We start from the raw sequence: 15421 nt of genomic DNA on the forward strand, positions 1-15421 counted from the left end.
GGATGTGGGAAATCAGTGGATGTGGGACAGGAATTCGCGGGTGCGCTCGTGCTCGGGCGCGGTGAAGAACTGCTCCGGCGGTGCCTGCTCGACGATGACGCCGCTGTCGAACAGGGCGACCTCGTCGGCGACCCGGCGGGCGAAGCGGGTCTCGTGGGTGACCACGATCATCGTCATGCCCTGCTGTGCCAGGTCTTCCATCACGGCCAGGACCTCGTTGACGAGTTCCGGGTCGAGTGCGGAGGTGGGCTCGTCGAAGAGCATCACCGCGGGGTCGAGGACCAGCGCCCGGGCGATCGCCACGCGCTGCTGCTGGCCGCCGGACAGTTCCGAGGGGTAGTGCCGCATGCGCTGCGACATCCCGACCCGCTCGAGCATCCGTTCGGCACGGTCGACGGCCTCGTCCTTGGCGATGCCGTGCACCTCGGTGAGGCCGAGCGTGACGTTGTGGAGCACATCGAGGTGGGCGAAGAGGTTGAACTTCTGGAAGACCATCCCGATGTTCGTGCGTTCCCGGGCCAGCTTGCGTTCCGGCAGTGGGATCGAACGCCCGTCACGCCCGGTCGCCACACCGATCTCCTTGCCGTGCAGCAGGATCGAACCGTCGTCGACGGGTTCTAGCAGCGACATCAGGCGCAGGATCGTCGACTTGCCGGAACCGGACGGGCCGAGTACGGCCTTGACCTGTCCGGGTTCGATCGCGAAATCGACTCCCTTGAGGATCTCGTTGTTGCCGTAGGTCTTCCGCAGTCCGATCGTTTCGAGCAGTGCGGTGCTGGTCATGCTGTCACCGTCTCCTTCTTCGTGCGGGCCGTCGGGGCTGTGGCGATCCCGGACGAGACCCAGCGGTAGCGGCGCTCGATCAGGGTCTGCACGCCCATCAGCGCGGTGACGATGACGAGGTAGTAGACCAGTGCGGCGCTGTAGTACTCGGCGTAGCGGAAGGTGTTCGACACCCCGACCTGGGCGGTGGTCAGCAGCTCGCGCAGGGAGATGACCGAGGCCAGGGAGGTGTACTTGAGCATCGCGATGAACTCGTTGCCCGTGGGCGGCAGCGCCACCTTGATGGCCTGCGGCAGCACCACCTTGAACATCACCTTGTGCGGGGGCAGACCGATGGCGCGGGCAGCCAGGCGCTGGCCGTCGTCCACGCTGAGCAGTGCCGAGCGCAGGATCTCCGCCATGTAGGCGGCCTCGACCACCGCGAAACCGATGAAGGCCGCGAGGAACGGGCTGAACCAGTTCTCCCGCAGGGCGGGGAACAGCTGCGGTCCGGCGTTCCAGATGATCAGCAGTACGAGCAGGGTCGGGATGGCGCGGAAGAACCAGACGTACGCGCCACCCACGGTGCGGGCCAGGCGGTTGTCGCTGATGCGCAGCAGGGCGACACCGAAGCCGATCACCGTGGCGAAGAGCATCGACGCTGCCGCGAGGGCGACCGACAGCCAGGCTCCCCGGAAGAACTCCGAGGACGTCAGAGCGGAGAGGAAGATCTCGACATCGAAGGTCATGGCGTCAATCCGTGATCACGCGCGCAGGATCGAGACCGTATTCGACGGCGATCTCCTGCAGGGTGCCGTTCTCGGCCAGTGTCCGGACACCCTCGGCGACAGGGCCGGTCAGCGGGGAGTCCTTCTTGGTGTAGACACCGAATCGCGTGTCGGCCGGGAAGATGTCCGGCACCGCGACGAGCGCGCCGTTCGACTTGCCGACCATGTCGACGACGGCGACATCGGTCTCGATGAGGGCGTCGGCCTTGCCGTTGGTGACGGCCGCGACGGTCTCTGCGGTCTTGGGATAGGCCTGGATGGTGATGCCGGGCAGACCGGCGGCCTCGAGCTCTTCCGACAGGGCCTTGACGGTCAGCTCGTTGCTACCGCCGCCCTGCACGGCGACGGTCTTGCCCGACAGATCCTCGGAACTGGTGATGGAGGTGTCGCCGGTGCGGACGATCAGGCCGGGGCCGGTCTCGAGGAAGGGTGCGGCGTCGGCGACCTCGAGACGCTCGGGGCTGATGTACAGCGCGGTCCACAGCACGTCGCAGCGGCCGGCCTGAAGTCCGGGCATGAGGCCGTCGAACGAGGTGATCTGCCACTTCGCGTCGACCTCCCAGAGGTCGGCGAGGGCGCGGGCGGCATCGGAGGTGAAGCCGATCGGGGTACTGGTGTCGCCCTCGGCGTAGTACTCCATCGGGGGATATTCGGGGTCGGTGCAGAAGGTGACCTCACCGGCGCGGGCCAGGCCGGCGGGGGCCGCGCCGTCGGCTTCGCTGCCACCGGATGCACCTCCGCACGCGCTGACGAGCAGGGCGAGGCCGGTGCCGGCTGCGAGCAGTCCTACTTTTCTCATCGTTCGATCTCCTGTGGGGGCGGGGGATGTAGAGCAACGAGATCGGCGCTGGTCTGTGCTCGTTCGGTTGGTTCGAAACATATGGAGTGGGATATGTTCTGTCCAAGTCGAAAACAGAGCAATCAACGTCACTTGTCGATTTTCGGGAAACTCGAACTGCCTTCGACCTTGACCAGTGGATCGGAAAGATGGAGATAACTGCTGATGAGTAAAGTTCCGTTGGCCCGGATCTCGTTTGTAAACATCCGATGACATCGCCCGTAACATTTCCGGTGCAGGACCTCGATGCGCGCATCGTCGAAGAGCTGCGGCTCGACGGCCGCATCGGGCGCAACGAGCTCGCGGCCAAGCTCGGGGTCTCCCGCCCCACCGTGTCGAAGAGGCTGAACGCCCTGCTCGAGAGCGGCCGGGTCAACGTCGTCGGCATCGTCCATCCCTCGACGATCGGGCTCGACGCCCTCGGCCACGTCTCCATCGCGGTCGACCGGCCCGTGCGGCAGGTCGCGGCGCGGATCGCCGAGCTGCACGACGTGCCGTACGTCTCGCTCACCAGCGGCAGGTATCCGCTCATCGTGGAGATCCGCACGGTCGGCGCAGCACGGCTCGCCTCGTCTCTCGAACGGATCCGCGGCATCGACGGTGTCCGGGAGACGAACACGCTCACCTACACCGATCTGATCGTCGACATCGGCCGGCCCGACAAGGTGCCCGTCACCCACCTCGACTCCCTCGACGTGCGGCTCCTCGGCGTGCTGCAGGACGACGGACGCGCCTCGTACACAGAACTGGCGGAGGCGACCGGGACGTCGCCGGGTACCGCGCGCATGCGCGTCCGGCGACTGATCGACGACGGTGTGCTGCGCATCGGCGCCCTCACCGGCGGGCAACACCAGACGGAAGTCGCGGTGGGTTTCGGAATCCGTGCGAGCGGCCGCATCTCGGACCTGGCGGCGGTCATCGAGGACTTCCCGGGTGTGAACTTCCTCGCGAGCACCATCGGCCGGTTCGATCTGTTGGGTACCGTCCATGCCACGCGACTCGAGGACGTCGTGTCGTCGCTCGACACCGTCCGCGCGCTCAGATCCGTTCTCGAACTCGAAAGCTGGGTCCACTTCCGCACCGTGAAGGAGCGGTACAACAACGTCCCGGTGCTCTCGACCATCCAGGAGGAATCCCCGTGACGATCGAACCTCCCTACGCTGCGATACCGGTGCGCGGTCGCGTCGACTCCGAGGCGTCCGCGGTGGCCGTCACGGCTCTGCTGCTCGCCGGCGTCGTCACCGGCGGCACGGTGATGGTGCGCGAACCCCTGCGGCTCGACGCCGGCACCGTGCGCCGGCTGCGAGCGGACGTCGCGACCACCGGCGCGTACGTCGTCGCCTCCGCCGACGGGCTGACGGCGACGACCCGCTCCACCGCCGGGGAGCTTCCGCAGTTCGAGGCGACCGTACCCGCCGATGTGCTGCCGCTCTACGCGGTCGCCGCGACCCGGGCGGCCGGAGCCTGCGTGCTGTCCGCCGACGACGGATCCGCCCCGGCGTGGGCTCCGCTGCTCACGCAGCTCGGCCTGGCTGTGTGCGTTGAAGGCGGCTCGCTCGTCGTCTCACCCGGACTCGGCGAACCGGCCGGGGTGCTCGACCACGACGGAGACGTGCGGGTCGTGCTGACGGCGCTGCTGGTCGCATTGTCGAATCCGGCGGTGCGGGTCGTCGACGCGGCTCCGCTCGACCTGTTCCCGGGCTTCCTCGACCGGTGGCGGTCGCTGCTCGAGGCGGACGAATATCTGCTGCCCGGCAGCGGACTGCTGCCGTCGGACTACGTCCTGAGGTCCTGACCGGGCACGCCTCCGGAACGTCCCATTCAGCGGGCGCCGGATTGGCTCACTCCGTGCGTATTGACAGAGTTTCGGTGACGCGCATCACACCCTTCCGGGTGCCGGTGCTGCGCCACGACCTGTCCCTACGATCTCAGGAGCGCCGAATGGAGCAACCTGCGTCGACCTCGGTCGAGGAAACGAATACGGCCTCGGCCGTTCCGGACTCGACGGCCGGTGACCGCTCGCAATTGCGGAAGGTCACGCTGTCGAGCCTGCTGGGCACCACCATCGAGTACTACGACTTCCTGCTCTACAGCACCATGGCCGCCCTGGTCTTCGGCGACCTGTTCTTCCCGTCGTCGAACTCCGCGGTGTCCACCATCGCTGCCTTCGGAACCCTCGCGGCCGGCTACGTCGCGCGGCCGCTCGGCGGCCTGGTGTTCGGGCACTTCGGCGACCGGCTGGGACGCAAGTCCATGCTCGTCATCACGATGGTGATGATGGGTATCGCGAGCTTCGCGATCGGCATCCTGCCCACTTACGAGCAGATCGGCGTACTGGCTCCCATCCTGCTCGTGACGCTGCGGGTCGTGCAGGGCATCGCCGTCGGCGGCGAATGGGGCGGTGCGGCACTGATGGTCGCCGAGCACTCCGACGATCGCCGGCGCGGGCTGTGGACCGGGCTCATGCAACTCGGGTCGCCGATCGGATTCCTGCTGTCGACGGCGGCGGTCATGCTCGCGACCCTGCTGCCGGACGAGTCCTTCGAGTCGTGGGGCTGGCGCATTCCCTTCATCGCGAGTGCGGCGCTGCTGGTGATCGGCCTCTACATCCGTATGAGCGTGGTCGAGAGCCCGGTCTTCGAAGAGGCCGCGGAGAAGTCGAAGGCTGCGACGAGCGAGAAACCGCCTGTCCTGCAGTTGCTTCGACAGCCGCGTCCGCTGATCCTCGCGTGCGCGGTGGGCATCGGGCCGTTCGCCATGACAGCACTCATCACCTCGCACATCATCTCGTACACCACCTCGATCGGGTACGAGTCGTCGACGATCATGCAGATCCTGATGGTGATGCCGATCGTCTCGATCGTCGCCATCCCGGGCTTCTCGGCATTGTCCGACAGGGTCGGGCGGCGCGCGGTGAGTCTCACAGGTGCCGCGGTGGCCGTGCTCTACGCCTTCCCCCTGTACACGATGATCGACTCCGGTTCGGTCGCGCTGCTGACCGTCTCCCTGTTGATCGCGCAGTCGGTGCAGGCCGCCATGTACGCGCCGCTCGCGCCGATGCTGTCGGAGATGTTCGGCACGAACGTGCGCTACACGGGTGTCTCCTTCGGCTACCAGTTCGCCAGCCTCATCGGTGCCGGCTTCACGCCGATGATCGCCGCGAGTCTGCTGGTCGCCTCCGACGGGTCGAGTCTGCCGCTGAGCATCATTCTCGCGGGCACCGCCTGCGTCACGATCCTCGCCGCCTGGACCGCCTCGGAAACGAGCGGAAAGAACCTGGCCGGTAGCGGGTCGGAGTAGGACTCGGGTTGATTCGTGTGGGTCGGGCCCCGCCCGGCGGGGTCCGACCCACACGACTGCTCGGGGCTGTTCTACTGGAGACAGACGCCGAACAGAGGAGGACCTCCCATGAGCGACACCAAGCCGAACACCGTTTCGCCGGAGTGGTTGTACGAGCAGCTGGGCGACGAGGACCTCGTCATCGTCGACGCCACCGTGCACCTGAGCATGCCGCCGGACGGGTCGGTGCACATCGAACCGGGATTGACGACCTACCTCGAGGAACACATCCCCGGCGCGGTCTACGCCGACCTGTTCACCGACTTCTCCGACCACGAAGCGCCGCAACCGTTCACCGCGGCGTCGTCGGAGCGCTTCGCGATCGCTGCCGGTGCGGTCGGCATCGGGGAGGGTCGCCGCGTCGTGCTCTACGACCAGAAGAACGGCATCTGGGCCGCGCGGCTGTGGTGGCAACTGCGGCTCGAAGGTTTCGACGACGCCGCGGTACTCGACGGGGGTCTGCCCGCCTGGAAGGCCACTGGCTATCCGGTCTCGGACGAGCAGGTGGTCCCGCACGGCGCGACCTTCACTCCGCATCATCGCCCGGAGCTGGTGCGGTCGACGCAGGAGATCGCCGCGTCGCTCGACGACCCGCACACTCTGATCATCAACGCCCTCGATCCCGCGACCTATCGTGGGGAGAGCGCGTCCTATCCGCGCCGCGGCCACATTCCCGGAAGTATCAACATTCCGTTCGCCGACCTCGTCGACTCGCAGACCGGACGGTTGAAGCCCGCGACGCAACTGCGGGAGATCTTCGAGAAGGCCGGTGCCCTGGATCCGGACGTGAAGCCGGTGACCTACTGCGGGGGTGGCATCGCCGCGTCGGGTCTGGCGCACGCGCTCGCGGCCGCGGGCCGGCCTGATGTCGCGGTCTACGACGGTTCGCTCAATGCGTGGACCGCCGACGACTCCCTGCCGCTCGTGGAGGGCCCGGATCCCCGCTGATTCCTGAACTTCGGTGTTCTCGACCTCGTCCAGCGCGGTCGAGAACACCATGGTTTCGGTTTCCGGCTTCCCCCTTTCACGTTATACCGGATCCTCGGCTCTCATGAGGATCGAAAATTCGGTTCATACTCGCCCGCACAGCATCGAATCAGCAGGTGGGGAGCCGAAATGGCATACGTACTGAATCTTCGGGACATCGACCGGTCGTCGGTGTCGGCGGTTGGTGGCAAGGGGGCGGGACTCGGAGAACTGCGGCGCATCGAGGGCGTCGACGTGCCGGAGGGCTTCTGCGTGACGACGGACGCCTTCCAAAAGGTGCTCTCCGAAGCGCCACATCTCGACGACCTGCTCGAGCAGCTCTCGCGGGTCGCGGCCGACGATCGCGCCGGCATCGCGGCGTTGAGCGCTCGGGTCCGGCAGGTCATCGAAGGATGTGCAATTCCGGACGATCTCGCCGCGGAGATCGCAGACGGTCTCCACGAGCTCGGTGACGACGAGCCCGTCGCCGTTCGCTCGAGCGCGACCGCCGAAGACCTTCCCACGGCTTCCTTTGCAGGGCAACAGGACAGCTATCTGAATGTCGTGGGCGCCCCGGAAGTCATGAGGCGCATCGGCATGTGCTGGGCGTCGCTGTTCACCGAGCGTGCCGTCGGCTACCGGTTGCGCAACGGCTTCGACCACCGGAAGGTCCACATGGCCGTGATCGTGCAGCGGATGGTGCCGGCCGAGGCGGCGGGAGTGCTCTTCACCGCCGATCCGATCACCTCCGACCGCACGGTGGCCCGAGTGGACGCGGGATCCGGGCTCGGTGACCGGTTGGTGTCGGGCCTGGTGAACGCCGACGCGTACACCGTGCGGGCCGGCGAGATCGTGGACAGGACGCAACGGCAGGACGTGCCGGTGCTGACGGACGCGCAGATCGGGGAACTCGTGCGGCTCGGCCGGCGCATCGAAGCACATGCCGGATGCCCGCAGGACATCGAATGGTGCCTGGCGGACGGCGATTTCCGGATCGTCCAGAGCCGCCCTATCACGACGCTCTTCCCGATCCCGGAGGCCGACGACGACGCGAACCGCGTGTACGTCTCCGTCGGTCACCAGCAGATGATGACCGACGCGATGAAACCGCTCGGCATCTCGGTCTGGCAGCTCACCAGCCGCGCTCCCATGCGCCACGCGGGCGGGCGTCTGTTCGTCGACGTCACCTCGATGCTGGCCTCACCCAGCCGGGGGCCGGGAATCGCGGCGGCGCTCGGCACGTCCGACCCGCTCATCGGCGATGCACTGCAGACGGTTCTCGACCGGCGGTTCGTCCCCCTGCGCCCCGACGACGATGCTAACCGCGCTCCGGTCGGTTTTCCCTCGGCCCCAGCAGAACTCGATCCGGATATCGTCACAGAGCTCATCGCGCGCGGCGAAGCCTCGGTGGCAGAGTGCGGACGTGTCATCGCGGGCAGATCCGGACCGGCGCTGTTCGATTTCATCCGCGCCGACATCGGAGAACTGCAAGACAGGCTGTTCGATCCGCTCGGCGGACAGGCCATCATGGCGGGAATGGAGGCCGCGGGACGGTTGAACACTCTGATCGAAGAGTGGCTGGGGGAGCGGAACGTCGCGGACGTCATCAGCCGATCGGTTCCTCACAATGTCACCGCTGAGATGGGGCCGGCGTTGCTCGATGTCGCCGACGCGATCCGCCCGTACCCGCAGGCGGTCGACTTCCTGAGGCAGGTCGCGGCCACGGGTGTCGACGACGAACTCTTCCTCGACGCACTGGAACGGTGTGAAGGTGGCCCGCACGCCCGAGCGGCCTTCGACGGTTTCCTCGCCCGGTACGGCATGCGATGTGTCGGAGAGATCGACATCACGCGTCCCCGCTGGAGCGAACAGCCGACGGCACTCGTCCCGACGATCCTGGGAAACATCGAGAACTTCGAACCGGGAGAAGGCCGGCGGCGGGTCGAACGCGGTCGGCAGGAGTCGCAGCAGAAGGAGGCGGAACTGCTCGAGCGGGTGCGCGCACTGCCGGACGGAGACGGCAGAGCGGACGAGATCAAGACCCTGATCGACCGCATCCGCAACTTCGCGGGCTATCGGGAATACCCGAAGTACGGCATGGTCGCCCGCTACTTCCTTTACAAGCAGGCGCTCCTGCGTGAAGCCGCGAGTCTCGTGGAGGCGGGAGTGATCGACGGGGAAGAGGACATCTTCTACCTGCGCTTCGACGAACTCGGCGAGGTCGTGCGAACGCCGCGGCCGTGCGGTGAGCTCGTCGCGGAACGGAAGGATGCCTTCCGCTCGTTCGAAGCACTCACACCACCCCGGGTGCTGCTGTCGACCGGGGAGATGCTCTCCGGCGCGTATCGGCGGGAGGATCTGCCCGAGAACGCGCTGGCCGGGCTGGCGGTCTCGGCCGGGGTCGTCGAGGGGCGCGCGCGGGTGGTCACCGACATGTCGCAGGCCGACCTCGCGCCGGGCGACATTCTCGTCACCGCCTACACCGATCCGAGTTGGACCCCGTTGTTCGTCGCGGTCGATGCGCTGGTGACGGAAGTCGGAGGGTTGATGACCCACGGCGCGGTGATCGCTCGCGAGTACGGGCTTCCGGCCGTCGTGGGGGTGGAGGACGCCACCCGGCTGATCCGTGACGGGCAGCGGATCCGGGTGGACGGCACGGTGGGCCACGTGGAAATCCTGTCCTGACGGGTGCCGTGGTGGCGGCGCGTGTGAGGATTGTCGTCGTCGCGGAGCGGAGGAGGGCACGGTGAAGAGCGTCGAGGCCGTGGAGAGCAGGACGTTGCCGGTCTACGGGGCCGGCGAGATCGACGTGCCGTTCGTCATCGCAGGCATGGACGAACTCGTCTCGTGCGATACCCGCTTCGAGGAGCATTCGCATCCGACGCACGAGTTGCTGTGGAACGACCGGGGAGCGTCGAGCGCGACGATCGGTGCGCGCACGTGGACCGTCACCCCGGCCATGGGACTGTGGATTCCGGCGGGCATGCTGCACTGGGGTGTGATGCCCGCCGGAACCTGGTATCGCACCGCACATTTCGGGATCGGATCGGCGCCTTCGCTGTCCGACGGCCCCGTCGCGGTGGAGATGACACCGCTCCTGCGACTGTTGCTCGACCGTCTGGCGGAGGAAGAGCTCGGCGACGAGTCGCGGTCGTTGACCGAACGCATGGTGATCGACGTGCTCGCGCCGACCGAGAACGAGCTGATGGTGCAGGTGCCGTCGTCTCCGCTCGTGCGCCCCATCGTCGAGGCGATCGCCGAGGATCCCAGCGACCCGCGGACGCTCTCGGACTGGGCGGCCGAATTGGGGGTGAGCACCCGCACCATCACCCGCGCCTTCCGGTCGGAGACCGGACTGAGTCTCGGCCGGTGGGTTGCGGCGGTCCGTGCACAACGAGCGGTGATGCTGCTCGGTCACGGCACGGATGTCGACGAGGTCGCCGAGCAGGTGGGCTACCGGTCGGCGAGTGCGTTCGGGGCGGCCTTCCGGAGGGTCACCGGCGCGACACCGGGGATGTTCCGCGTCAGCTGATGTCCCGATCGCTACAGGAGGTGTCCCGACCAAGCGATTGCGCCGGATTCGGGCGAACATTACGGTTTAGGCAAACCTCGCCTAACTGGTCTCGACCGTAGGGCCGAGGGCCCTACCCGTACGAGAGTGAGTTCTGCCTCCATGCGTTCGAAGCGCTTTCTGACGATCGCCGCCGCATCAGTCGCGGTCGCCCTCGGTCTCACCGCCTGTGGATCCGATTCCACGGAGAGCACCGACTCCGCTCCTGCCACCGACTCGGGCGAGTACCCCATCACCATCGAGCACGCGCTCGGCACCGTGACCCTCGAGGAGAAGCCCGAGCGCGTCGCCACGGTGAACTGGGCCAACCACGAGGTTCCGTTGGCCCTCGGCGTCGTGCCCGTGGGTATGGCAGCCGCCAACTTCGGTGACGACGACGGCAACGGGATGCTCCCGTGGGTCGAAGAGCGACTCGAAGAACTCGGCGCCGAGACCCCGGTCCTGTTCGACGAGACCGACGGCATCGACTTCGAAGCCGTCTCCGACACGAACCCCGACGTCATCCTCGCCGCCTACTCGGGTCTGACGCAGGAGGACTACGAGACCCTCAGCGAGATCGCGCCCGTCGTCGCGTACCCCGAGGCGCCGTGGGCGACCTCGTGGCGCGACATGATCGAGCTCAACAGCGCCGGCCTCGGCATGGCCGAGGAAGGCGAGGAACTCGTCGCGAGCCTGGAACAGGAGATCGCCGACGCCGCCGCCGCGCACCCCGAACTCGAGGGCAAGGCCACGATGTTCCTCACCCACGTCGACACCGCCGACCTGAGCCAGGTCAGCTTCTACACCGCCAACGACACGCGAGCGGCTTTCTTCGAGGATCTCGGTCTGGCCACCCCGAAGAGCGTGGCGGACGCCTCCACCGACGACGCGTTCTCGAAGAAGGTCAGCGCCGAGCAGGTCGACGTCTTCGACGATGTGCAGATCATCGTCACCTACGGTGACCAGGCGCTCGTCGACGCGCTCGAAGCCGACCCGCTGCTGTCGCAGATGCCCGCGGTCCGCAACGGTTCGATCGTCTTCCTCGACGGTTCCGGCCCGCTCGGCACCGCCGCGAACCCCACTCCTCTGGCCATCTCCTGGGTGCTCGCCGACTACGTCGAGCTGCTCGCCGACGCAGCCGGCAAGTCGAACGCGGAGTGACCGCACCACACCGGCAGTCGACGCCGAGCGCCCACGAACGGGGGCGCTCGGCCGTCGGCAATTCTGTCTGGCTTCTGGCCCTGCTCGGGGTGCTCGTTCTGCTGGTGATCGCGTCGATCACCATCGGCTCGCGCAATGTCGACTGGGCCGACATCGTCGCGGCTCTCGGAGGCGCGACCGACAACATCGGTCAGGGCGCGATCGCCAAACGCATTCCGCGCACGGTGCTCGCGCTGGTCGTCGGAGCAGCGCTCGGGCTCGCCGGTGCCGTGATGCAGGGTGTCACCCGTAATCCTTTGGCGGATCCCGGCATTCTCGGTGTCAACATGGGTGCCTCGCTCGCCGTGGTGATCGGCATGGCCTGGTTCGGATTGTGGAGCCAGACCTCCATGATCTGGGTCGCGATCGTGGGTGCCGCGGCGGCCGCGCTGTTCGTCTACACGATCGGATCGCTCGGCCGTGGGGGAGCGACACCCCTCAAACTCGCGCTCGCCGGTGCCGCCACCTCGGCGGCGCTCGCGTCGTTCGTCACCGCCGTCATCCTGCCCCGCGGCGACATCGCGGGCAGCGTGCGGTCGTGGCAGATCGGCGGGGTGGGCGGAGCGAACTTCGAGGCCATCTCGCAGGCCCTGCCGTTCTTCGGCGTCGGCTTCGCCGTCTGTCTGCTGTCGGCGCGCAGCCTCAACTCCCTCGCACTCGGCGACGACATGGCCGCCGGTCTCGGCGAACGGGTCGCCCTCGCCCGTGGCGTCGCCTGGTTCGGTGCCGTCCTGCTGTGCGGGGCGGCGACCGCGATCGCCGGTCCCATCGCGTTCGTCGGTCTCGTCGTGCCGCACCTGTGCCGGTTGCTCATCGGCATCGACAACCGGTGGTTGCTGCCGTTCTCGGCTCTCGTCGGCGCGGGACTGCTCACCGCCGCCGACGTCGTCGGCCGCATCGTGGCGCGACCCGCCGAGATCGACGTCGGCATCATCACCGCGCTCATCGGGGCGCCCTTCTTCGTGTACATCGTCCGACGGCAGAAGCTGCGCGAACTGTGACAATCACACTCGAGACCACCGAACCCGACATCGACGAACTCGCCGCGAGCAGAGTGCAGCGCGGACGGCGTCGACACCTCGTCATCGCCGTGCTCGCGACTCTCGTGGCCGCAGCCTTCGCCGCGAATCTGATGTTCGGCAAGACGTTCTATCCGCCCGCGGACGTGCTGCGTGTCGTCCTCGGACAGGACGTTGCCGGCGCGACCTTCACCATCGGACGCCTGAGACTTCCCCGCGCGGTGCTCGCGGTGGTCGCCGGAATCTGCTTCGGGCTCGGCGGCATCACCTTCCAGACGATGTTGCGCAACCCGCTCGCGAGCCCCGACATCATCGGCATCAGCTCCGGGGCCAGTGCCGCGGCGGCCTTCGCCATCATCGTGCTGGGTCTCGGTGGTACCGGCGTGTCGATCTTCGCGATCGTCGCCGGTCTGGCCGTGGCCCTGCTGATCTACAGCCTGTCCTATCGCGGTGGTGTGGCGGGCACACGCCTGATCCTCATCGGCATCGGCATCGCCGCCATGCTCGACAGCGTCACCTCCTATCTCCTGAGCACTGCGGCGACCTGGGATCTGCAGGAGACGATGCGCTGGCTCACCGGCAGCCTCAACGGCGCGACGTGGGGTGCGACGGTGCCCGTCGTCGTCGCCCTCGCCGTGCTCGGGCCGGTGCTGCTCGTACAGATCCGCAACCTGTCGATGATCCAGCTCGGGGACGACGCCGCGCAGGCGCTCGGTGTGCGGGTCGAACGCACGCGTCTGATCGCGATCGTCTCGGCGGTCGGGCTCATCGCCTTCGCCACCGCCGCGACCGGACCCATCGCGTTCGTCGCCTTCCTGGCCGGGCCCATCGCCGCCCGCATCGTCGGACGGGGAACGTCGCTGTTCGTCCCGGCGGCACTCGTCGGCGCACTGCTGGTGCTGGTCGCGGACTTCGTCGGCCAGTACGCCTTCGACACGCGCTATCCGGTGGGGGTGGTGACGGGTGCGCTCGGCGCGCCCTATCTCGTCTACCTCATCATTCGTTCCAACCGCGCGGGAGGCTCGCTGTGACCGCATCGCACACTCTGATCGCCGAGAAACTCGAACTCGGGTACGGCAACCGCACCGTCGTGGAGAGCCTCGATCTCGAGGTGCCACCGGGGCGGATCACGTGCATCGTCGGCGCCAATGCGTGCGGGAAATCGACGTTGCTGCGGTCGATGTCACGACTGCTGTCGCCGCGCGGCGGGCACGTCCTGCTCGACGGCAAGGACGTCCACCGGCTGCCCGCGAAGAAACTCGCCCGCACCCTCGGGTTGCTGCCGCAATCGCCGATCGCCCCGGAGGGCATCGTCGTCGCCGACCTCGTGGGCCGCGGCCGGCATCCGCACCAGCGGGTGCTGTCGCGCTGGAGCCGGGAGGACGACGCTGCGGTCGCCGACGCGCTCGCTGCCACCCACACCACCGAACTCGCGGAGCGGTCGGTGGACGAGTTGTCGGGTGGGCAGCGGCAGCGCGTGTGGATCGCGATGGTGCTCGCGCAGCAGACCGACCTGCTGCTGCTCGACGAACCGACCACCTTCCTCGATGTCAGCCACCAGGTGGAGGTGCTCGATCTGCTCACCGATCTCAACCGCGACCGCGGGACGACCATCGTGATGGTGCTGCACGACCTCAACCTGGCCGCGCGATACGCCGACCATCTCGTCGCGATGGCCGACGGCAGTATCTACGCGTCCGGTGATCCGTCCGATGTGCTCACCAGTGAGACGGTGAGCGCGGTGTTCGGGCTCGACAGCCGAGTGATCTCCGATCCGGTCTCGGGGAAGCCGCTGGTGCTGCCGGTCGGGCGGCATCACGTGATCTGAGCAGGCGGAGCAACCCGACGGACCGGCAGCCTTGTCCCTACAATCCGGGGAATGAGCAACCGGGCGGTCACCAGTTACGACGTCGCTCGTCGCGCCGGCGTGTCGCAGTCGACGGTCTCCCGTGCCCTGCGTGACGATCCGCGCGTCGTGGAGAAGACCCGCCTGCGCATCCGAGCTCTCGCACAGGAGATGGGGTACGTCCCGCACGTCACGGCCCGCAGCCTGATCACCCGGAAGTCGTCGACCATCGGGATAGTCAGCGGCGACCTGCACAACCCGTCGTACCCGACGCTGGTGAACACCTTGCAGGACTGCTTCGCCCGCAACGACTACCGGGTGCTGCTCATGAGCGACCGCACCGAGGGGTCCCTGGAGAAGGACATCCTGGCGTTGCGCGGGGGACTGGTGGACGGGGTCGTGTTCATCTCCTCTCGGCTCGATTCTCCGATCGTCTCGGAGATCGTCGACTGGAACATTCCCCTCGTGATCCTCAATCGCGACGTCGACGGCAAGTACGCCGGCCGGGTGGACCGGGTGACCTCGGACAATATCGGAGGCGGCAGGCTCGTCGCCGAACATCTCGTGAGGATGGGGCACACGCGGATCGGCCTGATCTCCGGTCCCCTGCAGAACCCCAGCATCCGGCTGCGCGAGCAAGGTTTCCGGGAAAGGCTCGAGAGTCTCGGTGTCATCGTCGAGGAGCGGCACGTACATCGGGGGCCGGTGGATGCGGCCACGGGGCTCGAAGGTGGTCTGGCTCTGCTCGGCGCCGACGATCGTCCGACCGCAGTGTTCTGCGCCACCGACTACATCGCATACGGAACGCTCGACGCGGCGAAGCGGTTGAATCTCGATGTGCCGTCCGACGTCTCGATCGTCGGCTACAACGATCTGCAGCAGTCGAGCTGGGCGATCTTCGATCTGACGACGGTGCATCAGCCCTTGGAGGAGATGGCTGCGGCTGCGGCGGAGCTTCTCCTTGCGCGGATCGACCGGATTGCGGGAGATCCTGTACACCGCACCTTCGGTGTGGAGTGGGTGCAGCGGGGGAGTGCGGCGCAGTGCCCGGCACCTCGTGCGGACCTCGTCCCTGATCGTTAACGTCGGCAACAGTGTTGTTACCGGTGGGCG

14 protein-coding genes are annotated in these 15421 nt (G+C 67.4%); 11 read left to right on the forward strand and 3 right to left on the reverse strand.

Going from position 1 to position 15421, the window contains the following annotated elements; translation table 11 throughout:
* Window positions 1-12: 12 nt before the first annotated feature.
* The 3 genes from MOM01_RS21070 to MOM01_RS21080 are packed head-to-tail and all read right to left on the reverse strand — an operon-like array spanning window position 13 to window position 2349.
* Window positions 13-783, reverse strand: a complete 771-nt coding sequence (locus MOM01_RS21070) for an amino acid ABC transporter ATP-binding protein (protein WP_277610056.1) — start codon at window positions 781-783, stop codon at window positions 13-15.
* The gene (locus MOM01_RS21075; protein WP_241387392.1) at window positions 780-1511 is read right to left on the reverse strand and encodes an amino acid ABC transporter permease; all 732 of its coding nucleotides are present in this window, start codon (window positions 1509-1511) and stop codon (window positions 780-782) included. Before MOM01_RS21075 ends, MOM01_RS21070 begins: the two co-directional genes overlap by 4 nt.
* Window positions 1512-1515: 4 nt before the next feature.
* Window positions 1516-2349: a transporter substrate-binding domain-containing protein gene (locus MOM01_RS21080; protein ID WP_241387393.1), complete on the reverse strand. Its 834-nt coding sequence runs from the start codon at window positions 2347-2349 to the stop codon at window positions 1516-1518.
* Window positions 2350-2597: 248 nt separating this feature from the next.
* Between MOM01_RS21080 and MOM01_RS21085 the strand changes: the two genes are divergently transcribed.
* The 11 genes from MOM01_RS21085 (at window position 2598) to MOM01_RS21135 (ending at window position 15391) form a co-directional block, all read left to right on the forward strand.
* Entirely contained in the window at window positions 2598-3530 is a 933-nt protein-coding gene (locus tag MOM01_RS21085) for an Lrp/AsnC family transcriptional regulator (protein WP_241387394.1), read from the forward strand.
* A complete protein-coding gene (locus MOM01_RS21090; protein ID WP_241387395.1) occupies window positions 3527-4183 on the forward strand; it encodes a hypothetical protein in 657 nt (218 codons plus the stop codon). Before MOM01_RS21085 ends, MOM01_RS21090 begins: the two co-directional genes overlap by 4 nt.
* Window positions 4184-4329: 146 nt before the next feature.
* The gene (locus tag MOM01_RS21095) at window positions 4330-5688 is read left to right on the forward strand and encodes an MFS transporter (RefSeq protein WP_241387396.1); all 1359 of its coding nucleotides are present in this window, start codon (window positions 4330-4332) and stop codon (window positions 5686-5688) included.
* Between the two features lie 108 nt (window positions 5689-5796).
* A complete protein-coding gene (locus MOM01_RS21100) occupies window positions 5797-6675 on the forward strand; it encodes a sulfurtransferase (RefSeq protein WP_241387397.1) in 879 nt (292 codons plus the stop codon).
* A gap of 168 nt (window positions 6676-6843) precedes the next feature.
* Window positions 6844-9378, forward strand: coding sequence for a phosphoenolpyruvate synthase (locus MOM01_RS21105; RefSeq protein WP_241387398.1), 2535 nt, complete (start codon window positions 6844-6846; stop codon window positions 9376-9378).
* Between the two features lie 61 nt (window positions 9379-9439).
* Entirely contained in the window at window positions 9440-10225 is a 786-nt protein-coding gene (locus MOM01_RS21110; RefSeq protein ID WP_241387399.1) for an AraC family transcriptional regulator, read from the forward strand.
* A 141-nt stretch (window positions 10226-10366) separates the two neighbouring features.
* On the forward strand, window positions 10367-11404 hold the full coding sequence (locus tag MOM01_RS21115) for an iron-siderophore ABC transporter substrate-binding protein (protein ID WP_241387411.1): 1038 nt from the start codon (window positions 10367-10369) through the stop codon (window positions 11402-11404).
* Window positions 11401-12444 carry a FecCD family ABC transporter permease gene (locus MOM01_RS21120; protein ID WP_241387400.1) on the forward strand — a complete coding sequence of 348 codons (1044 nt, stop codon included), beginning with the start codon at window positions 11401-11403 and terminating at the stop codon, window positions 12442-12444. Before MOM01_RS21115 ends, MOM01_RS21120 begins: the two co-directional genes overlap by 4 nt.
* Window positions 12441-13493, forward strand: a complete 1053-nt coding sequence (locus MOM01_RS21125; protein ID WP_241387401.1) for a FecCD family ABC transporter permease — start codon at window positions 12441-12443, stop codon at window positions 13491-13493. The genes MOM01_RS21120 and MOM01_RS21125 overlap by 4 nt, the downstream gene beginning before the upstream one ends.
* Complete coding sequence (locus tag MOM01_RS21130) at window positions 13490-14290, forward strand: ABC transporter ATP-binding protein (RefSeq protein WP_241387402.1); 801 nt, start codon at window positions 13490-13492, stop codon at window positions 14288-14290. Before MOM01_RS21125 ends, MOM01_RS21130 begins: the two co-directional genes overlap by 4 nt.
* Before the next feature lie 51 nt (window positions 14291-14341).
* Window positions 14342-15391: a LacI family DNA-binding transcriptional regulator gene (locus MOM01_RS21135; protein ID WP_241387403.1), complete on the forward strand. Its 1050-nt coding sequence runs from the start codon at window positions 14342-14344 to the stop codon at window positions 15389-15391.
* Window positions 15392-15421 lie beyond the last annotated feature (30 nt).

This window comes from Rhodococcus sp. CH91 (assembly GCF_022554085.1).
In the GTDB taxonomy this organism is placed as follows: Bacteria; Actinomycetota; Actinomycetes; order Mycobacteriales; family Mycobacteriaceae; genus Rhodococcus.

Excerpts from the sequence above, each read along its gene's own strand:
- MOM01_RS21070 (WP_277610056.1), bottom strand. The coding sequence starts at position 783 with ATGACCAGCACCGCACTGCTCGAAACGATCGGACTGCGGAAGACCTAC.
- MOM01_RS21075 (WP_241387392.1), bottom strand. The coding sequence starts at position 1,511 with ATGACCTTCGATGTCGAGATCTTCCTCTCCGCTCTGACGTCCTCGGAG.
- MOM01_RS21080 (WP_241387393.1), bottom strand. The coding sequence starts at position 2,349 with ATGAGAAAAGTAGGACTGCTCGCAGCCGGCACCGGCCTCGCCCTGCTC.
- MOM01_RS21085 (WP_241387394.1), top strand. The coding sequence starts at position 2,598 with ATGACATCGCCCGTAACATTTCCGGTGCAGGACCTCGATGCGCGCATC.
- MOM01_RS21095 (WP_241387396.1), top strand. The coding sequence starts at position 4,330 with ATGGAGCAACCTGCGTCGACCTCGGTCGAGGAAACGAATACGGCCTCG.
- MOM01_RS21100 (WP_241387397.1), top strand. The coding sequence starts at position 5,797 with ATGAGCGACACCAAGCCGAACACCGTTTCGCCGGAGTGGTTGTACGAG.
- MOM01_RS21105 (WP_241387398.1), top strand. The coding sequence starts at position 6,844 with ATGGCATACGTACTGAATCTTCGGGACATCGACCGGTCGTCGGTGTCG.
- MOM01_RS21115 (WP_241387411.1), top strand. The coding sequence starts at position 10,367 with ATGCGTTCGAAGCGCTTTCTGACGATCGCCGCCGCATCAGTCGCGGTC.
- MOM01_RS21135 (WP_241387403.1), top strand. The coding sequence starts at position 14,342 with ATGAGCAACCGGGCGGTCACCAGTTACGACGTCGCTCGTCGCGCCGGC.